The sequence below is a fragment of the Clostridium thailandense genome, from assembly GCF_019207025.1.
Taxonomy (GTDB): Bacteria; Bacillota; Clostridia; order Clostridiales; family Clostridiaceae; genus Clostridium_AM; species Clostridium_AM thailandense.
In genome coordinates, this window is the sequence record NZ_JAEEGC010000126.1 from 1 (window position 1) to 16,748 (window position 16,748).

13 protein-coding genes and 2 riboswitches are annotated in these 16,748 nt (G+C 32.1%); of the genes, 6 read left to right on the plus strand and 7 right to left on the minus strand.

Annotation, left to right across the window (positions count from 1 at the left end):
• Positions 1-145 precede the first annotated feature (145 nt).
• The 4 genes from I6U48_RS21625 to I6U48_RS21640 all read right to left on the minus strand — a co-directional run bounded on the left by I6U48_RS21625 (position 146) and on the right by I6U48_RS21640 (position 4,763).
• Positions 146-766 carry a DUF488 domain-containing protein gene (locus I6U48_RS21625; RefSeq protein ID WP_218322563.1) on the minus strand — a complete coding sequence of 207 codons (621 nt, stop codon included), beginning with the start codon at positions 764-766 and terminating at the stop codon, positions 146-148.
• A gap of 74 nt (positions 767-840) precedes the next feature.
• Positions 841-2,076: a homoserine dehydrogenase gene (locus I6U48_RS21630; protein WP_218322564.1), complete on the minus strand. Its 1,236-nt coding sequence runs from the start codon at positions 2,074-2,076 to the stop codon at positions 841-843.
• A 41-nt stretch (positions 2,077-2,117) separates the two neighbouring features.
• Entirely contained in the window at positions 2,118-3,302 is a 1,185-nt protein-coding gene (gene metX / locus I6U48_RS21635) for a homoserine O-acetyltransferase MetX (protein WP_218322565.1), read from the minus strand.
• A gap of 183 nt (positions 3,303-3,485) precedes the next feature.
• Entirely contained in the window at positions 3,486-4,763 is a 1,278-nt protein-coding gene (locus I6U48_RS21640; RefSeq protein ID WP_218322566.1) for an O-acetylhomoserine aminocarboxypropyltransferase/cysteine synthase family protein, read from the minus strand.
• Between the two features lie 134 nt (positions 4,764-4,897).
• Positions 4,898-5,004: riboswitch (SAM riboswitch) on the minus strand.
• 230 nt (positions 5,005-5,234) lie between these two features.
• Positions 5,235-5,347: riboswitch (SAM riboswitch) on the plus strand.
• A 205-nt stretch (positions 5,348-5,552) separates the two neighbouring features.
• On the opposite strand from I6U48_RS21640, the gene I6U48_RS21645 reads away from it, so the two are divergent.
• The 4 genes from I6U48_RS21645 (at position 5,553) to argH (ending at position 11,687) form a co-directional block, all read left to right on the plus strand.
• Positions 5,553-7,952 (plus strand): homocysteine S-methyltransferase family protein, encoded by a 2,400-nt coding sequence (locus I6U48_RS21645; RefSeq protein ID WP_218322567.1) that lies wholly within the window; start codon positions 5,553-5,555, stop codon positions 7,950-7,952.
• Between the two features lie 53 nt (positions 7,953-8,005).
• Entirely contained in the window at positions 8,006-8,686 is a 681-nt protein-coding gene (locus I6U48_RS21650; protein ID WP_218322568.1) for a beta/alpha barrel domain-containing protein, read from the plus strand.
• 479 nt (positions 8,687-9,165) lie between these two features.
• Positions 9,166-10,368, plus strand: coding sequence for an argininosuccinate synthase (locus I6U48_RS21655; RefSeq protein WP_218322569.1), 1,203 nt, complete (start codon positions 9,166-9,168; stop codon positions 10,366-10,368).
• 2 nt (positions 10,369-10,370) lie between these two features.
• Positions 10,371-11,687, plus strand: a complete 1,317-nt coding sequence (argH, locus tag I6U48_RS21660; RefSeq protein WP_218322570.1) for an argininosuccinate lyase — start codon at positions 10,371-10,373, stop codon at positions 11,685-11,687.
• Between the two features lie 99 nt (positions 11,688-11,786).
• Here argH and I6U48_RS21665 read toward each other — a convergent pair whose 3' ends face one another.
• Entirely contained in the window at positions 11,787-12,008 is a 222-nt protein-coding gene (locus I6U48_RS21665; RefSeq protein WP_218322571.1) for a DUF378 domain-containing protein, read from the minus strand.
• 102 nt (positions 12,009-12,110) lie between these two features.
• The gene (locus I6U48_RS21670; protein WP_218322572.1) at positions 12,111-12,590 is read right to left on the minus strand and encodes an Lrp/AsnC ligand binding domain-containing protein; all 480 of its coding nucleotides are present in this window, start codon (positions 12,588-12,590) and stop codon (positions 12,111-12,113) included.
• A gap of 332 nt (positions 12,591-12,922) precedes the next feature.
• On the opposite strand from I6U48_RS21670, the gene I6U48_RS21675 reads away from it, so the two are divergent.
• On the plus strand, positions 12,923-13,291 hold the full coding sequence (locus tag I6U48_RS21675) for a hypothetical protein (protein ID WP_218322573.1): 369 nt from the start codon (positions 12,923-12,925) through the stop codon (positions 13,289-13,291).
• Between the two features lie 413 nt (positions 13,292-13,704).
• Positions 13,705-14,853 carry a C40 family peptidase gene (locus I6U48_RS21680; protein ID WP_218322574.1) on the plus strand — a complete coding sequence of 383 codons (1,149 nt, stop codon included), beginning with the start codon at positions 13,705-13,707 and terminating at the stop codon, positions 14,851-14,853.
• Positions 14,854-14,957: 104 nt separating this feature from the next.
• Here I6U48_RS21680 and I6U48_RS21685 read toward each other — a convergent pair whose 3' ends face one another.
• On the minus strand, positions 14,958-16,745 hold the full coding sequence (locus tag I6U48_RS21685; RefSeq protein ID WP_218322575.1) for a carbon starvation CstA family protein: 1,788 nt from the start codon (positions 16,743-16,745) through the stop codon (positions 14,958-14,960).
• Positions 16,746-16,748: the final 3 nt, after the last annotated feature.

Consider the following 16,748-nt stretch of genomic DNA (forward strand, 5'->3'; position numbering starts at 1 on the left):
CAAATCTTCTAAGCTTTTTTAGAAATATGAGCTAAGACTTGTATAAAAAGTATTTAAATGTGCTTTCAATAACGGTAATATGTCCCTGCGCATAAGTTAAGTGTCTAGTGTGATTGTCTGTATGGTGCGACGGCTCTCTGTGTTATTATCTGGAATCTGAAGTGTTTAGTTTATGTCCTATATCAGCATTTCGTAATCTATAGGCTTTTTCTAATAGGTTGTTTTTATTCTGTTCTTCAGGAACTGAAAAGAAGTCCTGCTGCTCGTGAGTGGGAAAGTATAGATTTAGTAGTCTTTTTTCTAGTGATTGTTGGGTTTCAATGTTTCCATCTGGAAGTATGTGGTTAACTAGAAAGCCGTTTTTAAGTAGCTCTGGAGCAATCATTATGCTTCTGTGGCAGTCTAGGGGATCTTTTTCAGTGCACATTAGCGAAATTGTATAGCCTTTATCTATACCGGTATTAAGCCTTTTTATACCATCCTTAAATGCTTTAGTATGTTTTATTACATCAAAATCTAGATAGCCCTTAGGGGAAAATAAATTCTTGTCATCACGAACTGCACCAAATTCGTCAGCCATGTATATGTACTGAATTTTGTGAAAGGTTAGAAACTTTTTTATGACATTTTTATTAAAGTGGGGAACATACTTTGAAAAAGGAACACTTCTTATGTCAACTATACAATCTATGTTATATTTATTAAGAAGTTGAAGAAAATATATATTGTCATGAGAGGAATGACCTATGGTATAAATAATCTTCATTTCTAATTTCCTTTCTCTAAATTAAAAGGAGCAATTTAGATTGCCCCTCAAATTAGTTAATTATTATTTCAATTTTATAATACCATAAATTTCTTTATTTCATTAATGTAAGGAATATCTAAAAACTTTTCAAGTGTATGCTTTAAGGTACTTTCATATTCTTCATAAATTACCGCAGCTACTTCATTAGCTTGAGTAACATTTGAGGTATAAATATGACAATTTTTAAAATTATTTGATAGGGTACATATAGTATTTAACCTATCTTCTGTTTTTATTCGTACTAGCCAACTTGACTTGTCACACCAACACTTTTCTATAAAAGCGTTATCAGCATTGAATTTTATATTTTTTTTATTTTTATTTTGAATTATATCTGTTATGTCTCCGAAAACTGAGCTAGCAGTTGGAAGCATTCCGGCACCTTTACCTGAGAAAAATACATTTCCTACAGCGTCACCTTCAATGACAATTCCATTTAGCTCATCATCTAGTTTACTTAAGTAAGAATCTAATCTAACCATCACTGGTTGTACGAAGCCATAAACTTTATTGTTTTGGCTTTTACTTACAGCTAACAGCTTAATTGTACATTCATTTAGCTTAGCATATTCAAAATCAATTTTATCTATGCTTGTAATTCCATTCAAATTAAGGTCTTTCCAATTTATCTTTTTGTTATAGGCAATAGTCGAAAGAATAGATAGCTTTCTTGCAGCGTCATAACCTAGAACATCAGAATCAGGATTGGCTTCAGCAAATCCAAGCTCTTGAGCTAATTTTAAAGCATCTTCATAACTTGCATTTTCAGAATACATTTTAGAGAGTATAAAATTTGTTGTTCCATTTAGAATGGCCTTGATTCCAATAATTTCGTTACCAGATAGACATTCTATAAGAGGTTTCAGTATAGGAATACCTCCACCAACACTTGCTTCAAAATTAAGTGTAACTCCGTTAGCTTCTGCTAAATCTAGCAATTCTTTTCCGTGCTCTGCAATTAAATCCTTATTTGCCGTTACTACATGTTTTTTTAGTTTAAGAGCCTTTTTTACGTAATCATAGGCTGGGTGAATTCCTCCCATAACTTCTACAATAATATCTACTGGTGAATTAAACACCTTTTCTATATTATCTGTTATGAGATGATAATTTTGCTTTTGTTCATGTTTACTCTTATCTCTTACAAGTATACTTGATATATTTAAATCTTCACCGGTAATGGATTTAAATTTTTCCTTATTTTTATTTATAAGATCAGCTATGCCAGTTCCTACAACTCCATAACCAAGTACTGATATTGATGCCATAAAAATACCTCCTAAATTTTGTTTGCGATGATAAAAAATATTTATTGAACATTACCAGTAGAATATTCAAATTCCTCTGAGCTTTTTTCACGATTTATTGCATAATTGAGTTCGCTTAAAAAGTTAGATATACAATTGGTGTATTTATCTACTTCAACTAAAAAAGAATCATGACCATAATCTGATTGAATTTCAACATACTCAAGGTTTACACCATTTAATTTTAAAATATCTCGTGCCTTTCTAAGTTCACTTATATTGAAAAGTGTATCGGAACTTATAGCTACAAGTAAAAATTTAGCATGTATACGACTTAATGCCTTCATATAGGACCCGTACTCATTTCTTAGATCAAACAAATCCATCGCACGAGTAAAATACAAATAACTGTTTGCATCAAATCTTTGCACAAGCTTTTCTCCTTGGTAACTCAAATAACTATCTATTTCAAACTCAGCATCAAAGCTGCTAAAAAAGTCACCTATATTACTTTTAGTTCTTCTTCCAAACTTTTTATTCATTAAATCTCTGGTTTGATAAGTTAGCATAGCAATCATTCTTGCTACAGATAAGCCATTAGCAGGAAGGTCCAAACCATAATAGTCTCCGTTATTCCAGTTAGGGTCCCACATGATAGACTTCCTCATTATATGATTGATTCCTACTGCTTCTGTGCTTAAGTTAAGTGGAGCAGCTAAGTTTATAATTCCATCCATGAAGTTAGGATAGGATACTGACCATTGAAGTGACTGCAGTCCACCCATTGAGCCGCCAACTACTGCTGGAATATGATCAATATTGAAATAATCAAAAATTTTTCGCTGAGCATTAACTATATCCTTGACTGTAATTATAGGAAAATTAATACCATAAGGTTTGTTAGTTTCTGGATTTATAGATGAAGGACCAGTAGAACCACAACAGCCTCCAAGTATGTTTGAGCAAACTATAAAATATTTCTTTGTATCAAAAATTTTGCTAGGGCCAACGAAATCTTCCCACCAACCAGGAACATCTAATTCATCATGACTAGCGACATGCGAATCTCCAGTCAGAGCATGAGTTATAAGTATACAGTTATTTCTATCTGCGTTTAACTGGCCGTAAGTTTCAAAGCATATGGTTATCGGACCAAATGTTTTTCCGCTTTCTAAAAGGAAACTTTGATTCTGGCTGAAAGTTAAGTATTCCTTAGTCCCATCCTTCTTATAAGCAAATTCACTCAAGACAGATACCTCCAATTTAAACAATTTAAATACATGAAAATAAAATGCTTAAATTAAATAATTGTATGCAGTGACTGAGATAGGATAACAAATCTTACAAGGTTTTAATTCTGTCACTGCATACAGAGATATTTAATTTAAACAATCTTTTGTTTTGAAATTACAGATTGAAGTATAAATTTATTAGATTTGGTTTAATGCATTGTCAAGGTCAGCTATTAAATCATCTGCATCTTCAATTCCTATAGAAATTCTTATAAGCTCAGGTTTAACACCTGCTTGTAGTAATTGCTCTTCATTAAGTTGAGAGTGAGTTGTAGAAGCAGGGTGGATCAATAAAGATTTAGCATCTCCAACATTAGCAAGGTGTGAGAATATTTCCACTAAGCTTATTACCTTTTTACCTGCTTCAGCTCCACCTTTTACTCCAAATGTGAATATGGAGCCAGGTCCCTTTGGAAGATATTTTTTAGCTAAATCGTAATATTTATTTCCTTCTAGTCCAGGATAGTTTACCCATTCTACTTTAGGATGATTATTTAAAAACTCTGCAATCTTCTTAGCATTGTCTACATGCTTTTGAACTCTTAAAGATAGAGTTTCAAGTCCAAGTGTTAGTAGGAATGAGTTAAATGGGGATATGACTGCTCCCAAGTCTCTTAAAAGAGTTGTTCTAACCTTTAGAATATATGCCGTATTTCCAAATGTTTCCATATATTTAAGTCCATGATAGCTCTCATCTGGTTCAACAAGACTAGGGAACTTACCGTTATCCCAGTTGAATTTTCCTGAATCAACAATTACTCCGCCTATTGACGTTCCATGACCTCCAATGAATTTAGTAGCAGAATGTACAACAATATCAGCACCAAATTCAATTGGTTTTAAAAGATAAGGTGAGGCAAATGTGTTATCAACGATTAAAGGAACACCATTTTCATGAGCAATATCTGCAACCGCTTCGATGTCAACTATGTTGATTCCTGGGTTTCCTATGCTTTCTATATAAACAGCCTTTGTTTTGTCGTTTATAGCTTTTTTAAATTCATCTAGGTTATCAGGATTTACAAGATTGACTTTAATTCCATAGTTTTTTAGAGTATGAACGAATAAAGAGTAAGTACCACCATAAAGAGTTGCAGCAGCTACTATTTCGTCTCCTGCAGTAGCAATGTTTAGTATTGAGTAAGTTATTGCTGCCATTCCTGAAGCAGTAGCCACAGCACCAACGCCCTCCTCAAGTAGTGCAACCCTCTTTTCAAAAACATCACTTGTCGGATTACTTAAACGTGTATATATATTTCCAGGTTTTTTTAAAGCAAATAAGTCTGCAGCATCTTGTGCATCATCAAAAACATAAGAAGTTGTTTGGTATATTGGTAATGCTCTTGATTTTGTAGCAGAATCTACTTCTTGGCCTCCATGTATTTGAAGTGTGTCAAATGATAGTTTCTTTGTCATTGTTAATTCCTCCTAAAGAATAATTGTTTTGGACGGAACTTCTATTTTGATTTTTTATTTAATACAGAGATAAAATTTAAAATAAAAAATCTTCTTGCAGATGAGCCTGCAAGAAGATACATTTTCTTCTTAGCTCCTCATCTTTCAGGTGGTTAACCTGCTGGAATTAGCACCGTTGAATAATAAATATTCAGGTTGCCGGGCGTCATAGGGCCAGTCCCTCAGCCTCTCTTGATAAGAAGTTCCGTATTCGATTGATGAAATCATACCAAAAATTTATAAAGGTTGTCAACATCTTTTTTTCAAAAAAGTGAAATATTAAATTAGTAAGCTTGCAACAAGGATTGATTTTATTAGAGTTTTCATAATAAAAATTTTTTTCAATTAGTTATAATGTTTATTAAAAAAAATTATATTGACAATGAAACTAATAAGTATTAATATTAGCAGTAAATATGATAAAATAATAGGTTCTTATCGAGAGTGGTGGAGGGACTGGCCCTATGAAACCCGACAACCGGCATTCTGTATGAATGTATCGGTGTCAATTCCTGCAGAATAAGTTCTATTCTGGCAGATAAGAAAAATAGCTAGAGTATTTAAATAGATATTTTGAAGCTGCTTTTCTTATGAAAAGCAGTTTTTTTTAAAATAAATAAAATGAAAATATGTACAGGAACTGACTTATATTCTATGAACAAATATTATACTATGAAAAGCTATTATTAAGAACATAGAAGAAATTTGTAAGTTGGCAAATCTATAGTGTGTTAAGGAGGAGATGGCTATATGATATTTAAAGATCTATTAAATAATAAATTAAATAATAAATTTATATTCTTTGATGGGGCTATGGGAACTATGCTTCAGAAAGAAGGACTTAAAGTAGGAGAATTACCAGAAACTCTTAATATAACAAATTCGGAAACCATAAAAAGAATACATAAACAGTATATAGATGCTGGAGCAGATATAATAATTACCAATACCTTTGGAGCAAATGAACTGAAATATAGTACATCTGAATATTCTGTTGAGGATGTAATAACTGCTGGAGTAAATAATGCAAGAGAAGTAGCTGATGATAAACTTGTAGCATTGGATATAGGACCGACTGGACAAATTATGGAACCTTCAGGAACTTTAAGCTTTGAAACTGCATATGAATTGTTTAAAAAGCAAGTAATAATAGGTGAAAGAGCAGGAGCAGATGTAATTCTTATTGAAACTATGTCTGACTTGTATGAGGCTAAAGCAGCTATACTTGCAGCTAAGGAGAATAGTTCACTTCCTGTTCTCTGCACTATGACATTTCAAGAAGATGGCAGAACATTAATGGGAACAGACCCAAAAACAATGGTATTTGTTTTGGAAGGACTTGGGGTTGACGCTTTAGGTGTAAACTGTTCTTTAGGACCCAAAGAACTTATGCCAATCGTAGAAGAAATTTTGAAATATGCATCTATTCCGGTAATGGTTCAGCCTAATGCAGGTCTTCCTAGATATGATGGAGAGAAAACTGTTTATGATATAAAAGCAGGAGAATTTGCAGAATATATAAAGATTATGGCTCAAAAAGGAGTAAGAATTTTTGGAGGATGCTGTGGAACAGATCCTGAATTTATAAACAAATCCTCAGCTGCTTTAAAGGGAATAAGTCCTTTGAAGACAGAAATAAAAGGTTTTACTGCAATCACATCGGGAACAGATACTGTAATTTTAGATGATAAGGTAAGGTTTATTGGTGAAAGAATAAATCCTACAGGTAAGAAGCATTATAAGCAAGAGTTGAAAGCAAAAAGTGTTAACTACATACAATCTGAGGCAGTAAAACAAAAAGAAGAGGGTGCAGCTGTTATAGATTTGAATGTAGGATTGCCTGAAATTGATGAAGTAGAGATGATAACTAAAGCGGTAAAGGCTATTCAAAAGGTTGTGCAAATCCCAATTAGTATTGATAGCTCTAATCCAGAGGCAATAGAAGCAGGAGCAAGAATTTATAATGGTAAGCCTGTTATAAATTCCGTAAATGGAAAAGAAGAAACTATGAAAAAGATATTTCCTATAGTTAAAAAATATGGCGGATGTGTTATAGCACTTACTATAGATGAAAATGGTATACCTAGTTCTGCAGAAGGAAGATTTAAAATAGCTGAAAAAATAGTTAATGAAGCTAAGAAATATAGAATAGATAAAAAAGACATAATTGTAGACTGCCTTGCATTAACAGCTTCAGCACAACAAAAAGAAGTTTTAGAAACTGTAAAGTCCATAGAACTGGTTAAGGAAAGACTTGGAGTTAAAACCACACTTGGAGTAAGCAATGTATCTTATGGTATGCCTAGGAGAGAAATATTAAATAGAGCATTTTTATCAATAGCATTGTATGCAGGTTTGAACTTACCAATTATTAATGGTGCGGATGAAGAGATGAAAGATACTATAGATGCTTTTAATGTACTTTCAAATACTGATAAAGAAGGGAAAGACTATATTAGTAAATATTCAGATAGAAAAAATGAAGCTAATAATGAAAAGAAACCTTCAGTTGATAATAAGGAAAATAATAAAGAATTAAAGCAAATAATTATTGATGGAATGGAAGAAGATGCTGAAGCAAGTACAGAGGAACTTTTAAAGATAAAAGAGCCACTGGAAATAGTAAATAATTATATTATACCCGCATTAGATTATGTAGGAGAGCAGTACGAAGAAAAAGAAATTTTTCTACCTCAACTAATTCAATCTGCGGAAACCGTAAAAAAATCCTTTAGTGTTATTAAGAAAAACATGTTGGCAAAGGGTGAAGATAACATAGATAAAGGAAAAATAGTTTTAGCAACAGTTAAAGGTGATATACACGATATCGGTAAAAATATTGTCAAGGTGCTTTTAGAGAATTACGGATTTAAGGTTATAGATTTAGGAAAAGATGTACCAATAGAAAAAGTTGTTGAAGCTGTTAAAGAACATAATATTAAACTTGTAGGACTCAGTGCATTAATGACAACAACGGTAATAAGTATGAAGAAAACCATAGAAGCTTTAAGAGAAAATAATCTTCAATGCAAGGTATTTGTAGGAGGAGCTGTACTAAATGAAGAATACGCAGAAATGATAGGTGCAGATTTTTATGCCAAAGATGCAAGGGAATCAGTAAGAATCGCAGAAAAAATTTTTGTGGAATAATTTCTTTAATTAGGATAAAATAATATAATAATGAGCTTTTGTGGAGGGGTAAAATGAATGAGAAAATAGGTAAATTTGTGCCAGATATAAAAGGAACGCTTAGGAGCCGTAGGCTAGATATTCCTCAAGCTATTAGATCTGCTAGTGGAATAAAAATATTTGGTAAAAGGTTAAAATCTTTTATATTTACAACGGATATAGCTGTTATAAAAAATAATAATGCTGATGCGATTATGGCGGTTTATCCATTTACTCCTCAGCCTGTAATAACAGAAGTACTAGTATCAGCTTCTGATGTACCGGTATTTTGTGGTGTCGGTGGTGGACTTACTATGGGTAAAAGAGTAGTAAACCTTGCACTAGACGCAGAGTTCAAGGGAGCTATGGGTGTAGTGGTAAATAGCCCTACATCTAATGAAATTATACAGGCAATGAGAGATGCTGTAGACATTCCGATTATAGTTACGGTAGTATCTGAAAAAGAAGATATACGTGCTAGGATAGAATCGGGAACTACAATATTTAATGTAGCTGCTGGTAGTAGAACAGCAGAGGTAGTTAGAAAGATAAGAGAAGGTTATGCAGATTTTCCTATAATAGCTACTGGGGGTAAAAGCGAAGAGAGTATAATGGAAGTAATAGAAGCTGGCGCTAATGCGATTAGTTACACTCCACCAAGTACAGGTGAACTATTTAAAGAAACTATGAATAAATACAGAAATATGGATAGATAAAATAGAATCAGGTTGTGTTGCCGTTTTACTATAAGTGTAATGGCTCCACAACTTGATTTTATTTTGTGAAGAATTTTGATTTTATAAACTTATGATGGAATAGCAGATATTTTTGTATATTTAATAATTTTTATAATATAAATTCATTATAATTATGCAAAAGGTATTAAAGAAATTAATAATTCATTTGTGGGAAAATATATATAGATAAATTTTTTGATTATGTAAAAAATAATGAAAACGCTTTTAAAATGCTAAGATTTTCAACTTGGCTACATAATTGCTCTAAGTTGATAGTTTGCATGTATAATAAAATATATATAAAAATATTAAAAAAGGTATTGCATAAGTATTATTAAATATGTATAATTATAATAAAATAACAGTTCGAAATAAGAATTAAGTATTAGGTAGAGAATAGAGCAAAAATAAAAAGCGGATTATTCTCAATTTCTTGTTAAAAAGGGGAGGAAAATATTATGAAAGATAAAGTTGTTTTAGCATATTCAGGAGGATTGGATACATCAATAATTATTCCTTGGCTTAAGGAGAACTATGACTTAGAGGTTATTGCAGCTTGTATAAATGTAGGTCAGGAAGATGATATGGAAGCAGTTAGAGCAAAGGCTTTAAAAACTGGAGCTTCAAAAATATATATAGAAGAAGTAGTGGAAGAATTTGTAACTGATTATATATACAAGGGTATAAAAGCAGGTGCTGTATATGAAGAAAAATATCTGCTTGGAACTTCTTTTGCAAGACCGCTAATTGCAAAAAAATTAGTTGAAATAGCACACGCTGAAGGCGCAAAATATATAGCTCATGGAGCTACAGGAAAAGGAAATGACCAGGTGCGTTTTGAGCTTGGTATAGCAGCTTTTGACCCTACAATAAAGGTAATTGCACCATGGAGAATATGGGATATAGCGTCAAGAGAAGATGCTATAGATTATGCTAAAGCTAAGGGAGTAGATGTACCTGTAGATAAGGTGAAAATATACTCAAGAGATCAGAACTTATGGCACCTAAGTCATGAAGGTGGAGAACTTGAAAAGCCACAAAATGAGCATAATCAAGATATGTATCTTATGACAACTCCTCCTGAAAAGGCAAAGGATGAAGCAACTTACGTGGAAATATATTTTGAACAAGGAATTCCAACAATGTTAAATGGAGATAAAATAGCTCCAGTAGCATTGATAGAGACTTTAAATAGAATTGGTGGAGAAAATGGAGTAGGAATAATCGATATAATAGAAAACAGATTGGTAGGAATGAAATCAAGAGGAGTTTATGAAACTCCAGGTGGAACAATCCTTTATGAAGCACATAAGAATCTTGAAAGATTAACTCTCGACAAGCAAACTTTCCACTTTAAACAAATAGTTGCACAAAAATATGGAGAATTAGTATATGATGGGTTATGGTTTACACCGCTAAAAGAAGCACTAGATGCTTTTGTAGATTCTACTCAGAAAAATGTAACTGGTTCAGTAAAATTGAAGCTATATAAAGGTAATATAATGGTATCAGGTATAGATACACCATATGCTCTTTATGATGAACATATATCTTCCTTTGGTGCAAGTTCATACAGCCATAAAGATGCAGAAGGATTTATAAACCTATTTGGTCTTCCATTAAAGATTAAAGCTATGATGGAAATGAAGAAGGAAGGTTAGTCATGAAGCTTTGGGGTGGAAGATTTAAAAAGGCTGAAAATAAGCTTATGGAGGACTTTAATAGTTCCCTAAGCTTTGATAGAACACTTTATTATGAAGATATAGAAGGAAGTACTGCACATGTTAAAATGCTCACTAAATGTGGAATTTTAACAGAGGAAGAGTGTAATGAAATAATAAAGGGATTAAATTCAATACTTTCAGATATAGAAAATGGAATACTTGAAATAGAAGGTGACTATGAAGATATTCACAGTTTTGTAGAAATGAATCTTATTGAGAGAATTGGTCAAGTTGGAAAAAAACTTCATACATCTAGAAGTAGAAATGATCAAGTGGCAGTAGATTTAAGATTATATGCAAAGAAAAAAGCTTTTGAGGTTGTAGAAAACATAGAGGAACTTCAAAGTACAATAATAAAGCTTGGTGAAGCGAATAACTGTATTATGCCAGGATATACTCATCTTCAAAGAGCGCAGGTAGTAACATTCAAGCATCACATTATGGCTTATCATAATATGCTTGTAAGAGACAAAAAGAGAGTGCTAAATGCTATTGATATTTTAGATGAAAGTCCATTAGGCTGCTGCGCATTAGCAGGAACAACTTATAACATTGACAGAAGTTTTACAGCAGAGCAGTTAGATTTTAAAAAACCAGTAGATAACTTCTTAGATGGAGTTAGTGATAGAGATTATGTTATAGAGTTACTATCATGTTTTTCAATAATAATGATGCATTTAAGTCGTTTAAGCGAAGAATTAATCTTATGGAGCAGTAAAGAATTTGACTTTATTGAAATAGATGATGAATTTTCAACAGGAAGCAGCATTATGCCTCAAAAGAAAAATCCAGATGCAGCTGAACTTATAAGAGGTAAAACCGGGAGAGTATACGGCTCGCTTATGTCACTGCTTACTACGATGAAAGGCATTCCCCTTGCCTATAACAAGGATATGCAGGAGGACAAAGAACAGTTTTTCAATTCCTTAGATACTATACTAAGTTGTTTGAAAATTATGCGAGGTATGCTCTCCTCATTAAAGATTAAAAAGGAAAATACCTTTAAGGCTGTTAAGAAAGGTTTCTTGAATGCCACAGAGGCAGCAGACTACCTTGTGAATAAAGGAATGCCTTTTAGGGATGCTCATAAAGTAATAGGGGAAATAGTACTTTATTGTGAAGAAAAAGGTAAGGCTATAGAGGATATAACATTAGAAGAATTAAAGAATTTTAGTAAATCATTTGAAAAAGACGTATATGAATTTATAGATTATGAGAATACTCTAAATAGAGGAATCAAAATAGAACTTAAATAACATTGCCCCAAATTTTTATTAAATTAAATATAGAGAGAGGAAAGGCTTTTTTATAAGACTTTCCTCTTTCGCATTTAGAGATATTTTAATTTCAAACTACTATTTAACTTCTCTAGGGTCTCTATCTCTGTCTCTATCCCTTCCGAAAAATGAAAGGGCATACAAGCCAGCGATACCAACAAGGGCATACACTATCCTGCTAAATGATGACATAGTGCCAAATAAAGAATCCACTAAGTTAAAACCGAAGAAACCTATTAGTCCCCAGTTTATAGCACCTATAACAACCAATATTAGTGCAATTATATCTAGTGCTCTCATATTCACATCTCCTTTATAATTTTATACATAAATATTATTCGCAAATATGTAAAAAATATAAGTAGAGAATGAAAATAAGAGAATTTTGTTTTAAAAATATATTTACTTATCTAGAATATTCAATTCCATATTTCTATCTATTGGCTGTACTAAAGATATGAAGGTATCTGTCCTTTGAATTCCATCAACAGCTTGAATTTTGTTCATTAACAAATTTTGAAGATCAGCTATACTTTTACATATGACTTTTACAAAAATTGAATACTGGCCTGTAGTATAGTGAAGCTCAACGATTTCATTTATTAATTTTAACTGTTCTAGAACCATGTTATAAGAATTTGCTTTATCGAGGTAAATTCCTACAAAACAACATACATCATATCCTAGTTTTGAGGTATCTAATATAAGTTTTGTGCCCTTTATGATACCTATATCCTCCATTTTTTTCATTCTAACATGAATAGTTCCACCACTTACATGGCATTGTCTTGCTATTTCTAAAAATGGGGTTCTTGAATCTTTAATAAGTATATCAAGAATTTGCAAGTCCAGATCATCTAAGCCGTTAATTTTTAAGTTCATATATACCACTCCTCGTTTGTTCCATAACACACTTAATACTATAATGAATGTACTATTATTATATCAGAAATTTTTATTAATTTGATGAAATTAAACCTTATAATGCTAATAAAAGTTATTTTTATTTGCTGTTTGTTTCAAATTTATATAATATTCAGTAGTATTATTTAATAATATTTTAATATACTATTAAAATATTTCAACAGTATTATTGAATAAATTACAAAATAAAATTTTAATATATTGAGAAGTAACTTAAAAAGTATTGCTATAACAAGAAAAGTATATAATAATATAATTGACATATATTAATCTAAAGGGGGAAGCGTAAAATGCCACTATGGTTAAAAGTAGTTCTTCAAATTTTATTTTTTGTATTTATATTCTTAGTAGTTTATAATCAATTGAAGATTCATGTTTTATCAAAATTTCATCCGAATAAGTGGATTATCCTAGGATTATCTGTGGCATCATTTTTTATTCCAACTGCTATAACTGTTTACCTTAATTATAATATAAATGGAACCGTATGGCAGTATGTTCAGTCGGCGGTGTTTATAGTACTATTTTTGTGGTTTATAGATCTAAAGAATGGGGCCATTAATAATACATATAGTGGAAGAAGCTCAAAAAAGAAAAATGATGTTGTTATAAAGCCTAAAGCAAAACCAAATAGAGCAAATAAAAATCAAAAGAAGTAGAAATACCTAATAAAGCTGAGTTAAAATACTTGGCTTTATTTAATTTTATAAAATCAAGAATAATTAGGATATCTGACAAATTATATAGTAATTTATGTCGAAAAAAATATTTTTTAAAAATATATTGACCGATTATGGGATTGATGGTATTATATTAATTGTAAATGAAGTCGAAAAGTATCAATTAACTTATTGATACTGTAAGCCTTTCATTAAACAATATCCCCTATTTAGCCGCATGCTCCCCCATGTAGGCTTTTTTTTATGTTCAAATAAGCTTGCCTTCAGATAGTATTCTTTGGAATATTATGGTTGGCTATTTTATCTTTTAATGTTATATAAAGTAATAACTAAGGCAAACGATAATTAATGTAAGCCTTGAGAATAAATATGAATGTTTCTAGGGGGTCATTATGAATAGAAGTACAAATATAATTGCTGCAGTGATAACTGTGTTTTTAATACATAATAGTTGTGTTTTTGCAGAACCGGCATCTAATGTGAATAGTTTTGAAAATCAAATTCAAAATTATGAAACTCAGATAGAGGAATTAGATAATCAGATAGAAATGACTATGAAAAAAATGAATGATAATAATAAAGAAATTGAAAACACACGAAACGATATTATTAATTTGGAATCAAATATTAAAAACACTGAAAAAGATATTGAAGGAAAGCAAGATTTACTTAAAAAAAGAATCAGGTCGGCATATATTACAGGAACAGATGGATATATGGAAGTACTATTTACTTCTGATAGTCTAGGAGAATTTTTAGGTAAAGCTGAAATACTGAAAAGTATAATAGACTTTGATAACAATGCTATCAGAGATTTATTTAGTAAAAAAGATAAGATAATTTCTGCTCAAAAAAAGATAAAACAAAAAAACGATATGTTGCTATCGCTAAAATTAGATAATGAAAAAAAACTTAAGGAACTTGGAACAAATAAAGAAAAGCAGCAAAAAGCACTAGTTGAAACTAAGGAGAAGCAGAAAGAATATGCTGTGCAATTAGCAGCGGAGCAAGCTAGAATTAAGGCACAAGCAGAGGAAGCTTTAAGGCAAGCTAGATTAGCAGAAGCCGCTAAGCAAGATCAACAAAGAGTAACTGCGTCTAACAAAAATAATACAACAACAGAAACTGTATCTAGAGGCTCAAGTAATAAAAATAATTCAAAACAAAATAGTAATTCATTTTCTTCAAGTAGTGGTTCAGTAGTATCTTATGCGTCAAAATTTATAGGTACTCCCTATGTTTGGGGAGGAACGACACCAAGCCCAGGCTTTGATTGCTCAGGATTTACTCAATATGTATATGGTAATTTCGGAATATCTATAGGTAGGACTACCTATGATCAAATAAATGATGGTGTAGAAGTTTCCAGAGACAAGCTTCAGCCAGGAGATTTAGTTTTTTTTGGGACAAAGGATAATCCGCATCATGTAGGCATGTATATTGGCAATAACTGTTACATACATGCACCACGTACAGGAGATTCAATAAAAATATCACCCTTAACCAGAAGTGATTATTTAACGGCTAGAAGAGTAAAATAATAAAAATGTAATGAAAAATTTAAATGGGTTCCTATTGGAGCCCATTTAAATTTTAGTGTGTATTTTATAAAGCATCTGTACTGAATGTATAGGTGTTCTTTATATTATGCTGCATCAGAATAATATTCAATTTTCTTTCCTGACTTGAAATGTCCTACCCAAGCCTTAATGCTTTCAAACAATATAGCAATTAACATTATTATTAATATTACCGATAATACTACAAGCAAGTACTGTTTTGTTGGTATATAAGTTAGAACGATGTTTTCGATTGAGGCAACAAATGTAACTGCTGATATAAATATCATTGGTATTATAGTTAATGCAACGTACTGTTCTTTTCTTAGTTTAATTAATATAGTAGTACCGATTGCAAAGGTTATAGCTGCTAACATCTGGTTAGCCACACCGAATAATGCCCATATTGTTGATATATTACCTGTAAAGAGTAAATATCCCCAACAAGCTGACATCAAGAAGCTGAAGAATATTATATTAAACCATGAATCTTTCTTAGCGAAAGGCTTGTACACTCTTCCTAATAAATCTTGGAACATATATCTTCCAGTTCTTGTACCAGAATCTATAGTTGAAAGTATAAATAATGCTTCGAACATTATGCAGAAGTGATACCAGTAAGCTGCTAAGGTTTTCATACCTGGCAATTTAGAGAATACATAAGTCATACCAACTGCTAGTGAAACAGAACCGCCTGTTCTACCTGCCAGCTTTTCACCAACTAATTGTGCTAACATTGGTAGTTCCTTTGGAACCATACCCATATGAGCAAATACAGCAGGTGCAGAGTTTATAGCAAAATAATCAGCTGTTGGCAAGCAAGTTGCTGCTATTAATGCCATCATAGCCACGAAAGATTCTATAAGCATACCGCCAAATCCAATAGGTAATATGTCTCTTTCATTTGCAATAAGTTTAGGTGTTGTTCCTGTTGATATTAAGCAGTGGAATCCAGATAAAGCTCCGCATGCTATTGTTATGAACAAGAATGGGAATACTGATCCATTTACTATTGGTCCATGTCCTGCAATGAAGGGTGTGAAAGCTGGCATTTGAATTTTAGGATTCAATATTATTGTCCCAAATGCTAGGGCAACCATTACCCCTACTTTCATGTAAGTACTTAGATATCCTCTAGGTACTAATATCAACCAAACTGGAACAACTGCTGCCAGGAATCCGTATATAGCTAATATTAAAGACATTTGCTTTACGTTAAATGTCAATAAGTTTCCAAGTGCAGTACCTTGTAAATGAGGTCCATAGTATAGACCGAAAATTATAAGTGCCATACCTATTATAGTTGCTTCACCAAGCTTACCTGGTCTCACATATTTAAGATAAAGACCTACAACCATAGCTGCTGGAATTGTAAAACCAACTGAAAAAGTTCCCCATGGGCTGTTAAATAGAGAGTTAACAACTGGAAGTCCTAATCCAGCCATTGTTATAATTAGGATAAATAATACTGCTATAGAAGATATAAATCCCATCCTATCTCCAAGACAATCTCTAGCAATTTCTGCTATGGATTTTCCATCGTGTCTTACTGATGCAAATAGAATTACCATATCATGTACAGCGCCTGCTAAAACACCACCGATAAGTATCCATAGTGTTCCTGGTAAATATCCAAACTGAGCTGCTAGAACTGGCCCGATAAGTGGTCCGGCACCTGCAATAGCTGCAAAATGGTTTCCTAAAACTACCCACTTATTTGTCGGAACATAGTCTCTGCCATCCTCAAATTTTTTTGCAGGTACAGCTCTATTTTCGTCTAAGGCTAACACTTTGGCTGCCATGAATGAACCATATAAACGATAGCCTATTGTCAGCACCAAAACAGAGGCAATAATAAGTACAATAGAACTCATAAA

What these genes read in the sequence shown, in the direction of transcription:
- I6U48_RS21630 (WP_218322564.1), bottom strand. Translation starts at nt 2,076, where the DNA reads ATGGCATCAATATCAGTACTTGGTTATGGAGTTGTAGGAACTGGCATA.
- I6U48_RS21625 (WP_218322563.1), bottom strand. Translation starts at nt 766, where the DNA reads ATGAAGATTATTTATACCATAGGTCATTCCTCTCATGACAATATATAT.
- I6U48_RS21665 (WP_218322571.1), bottom strand. Translation starts at nt 12,008, where the DNA reads ATGAGAGCACTAGATATAATTGCACTAATATTGGTTGTTATAGGTGCT.
- I6U48_RS21645 (WP_218322567.1), top strand. Translation starts at nt 5,553, where the DNA reads ATGATATTTAAAGATCTATTAAATAATAAATTAAATAATAAATTTATA.
- I6U48_RS21670 (WP_218322572.1), bottom strand. Translation starts at nt 12,590, where the DNA reads ATGAACTTAAAAATTAACGGCTTAGATGATCTGGACTTGCAAATTCTT.
- I6U48_RS21675 (WP_218322573.1), top strand. Translation starts at nt 12,923, where the DNA reads ATGCCACTATGGTTAAAAGTAGTTCTTCAAATTTTATTTTTTGTATTT.
- I6U48_RS21640 (WP_218322566.1), bottom strand. Translation starts at nt 4,763, where the DNA reads ATGACAAAGAAACTATCATTTGACACACTTCAAATACATGGAGGCCAA.
- I6U48_RS21680 (WP_218322574.1), top strand. Translation starts at nt 13,705, where the DNA reads ATGAATAGAAGTACAAATATAATTGCTGCAGTGATAACTGTGTTTTTA.
- I6U48_RS21685 (WP_218322575.1), bottom strand. Translation starts at nt 16,745, where the DNA reads ATGAGTTCTATTGTACTTATTATTGCCTCTGTTTTGGTGCTGACAATA.
- I6U48_RS21655 (WP_218322569.1), top strand. Translation starts at nt 9,166, where the DNA reads ATGAAAGATAAAGTTGTTTTAGCATATTCAGGAGGATTGGATACATCA.
- I6U48_RS21650 (WP_218322568.1), top strand. Translation starts at nt 8,006, where the DNA reads ATGAATGAGAAAATAGGTAAATTTGTGCCAGATATAAAAGGAACGCTT.
- argH (WP_218322570.1), top strand. Translation starts at nt 10,371, where the DNA reads ATGAAGCTTTGGGGTGGAAGATTTAAAAAGGCTGAAAATAAGCTTATG.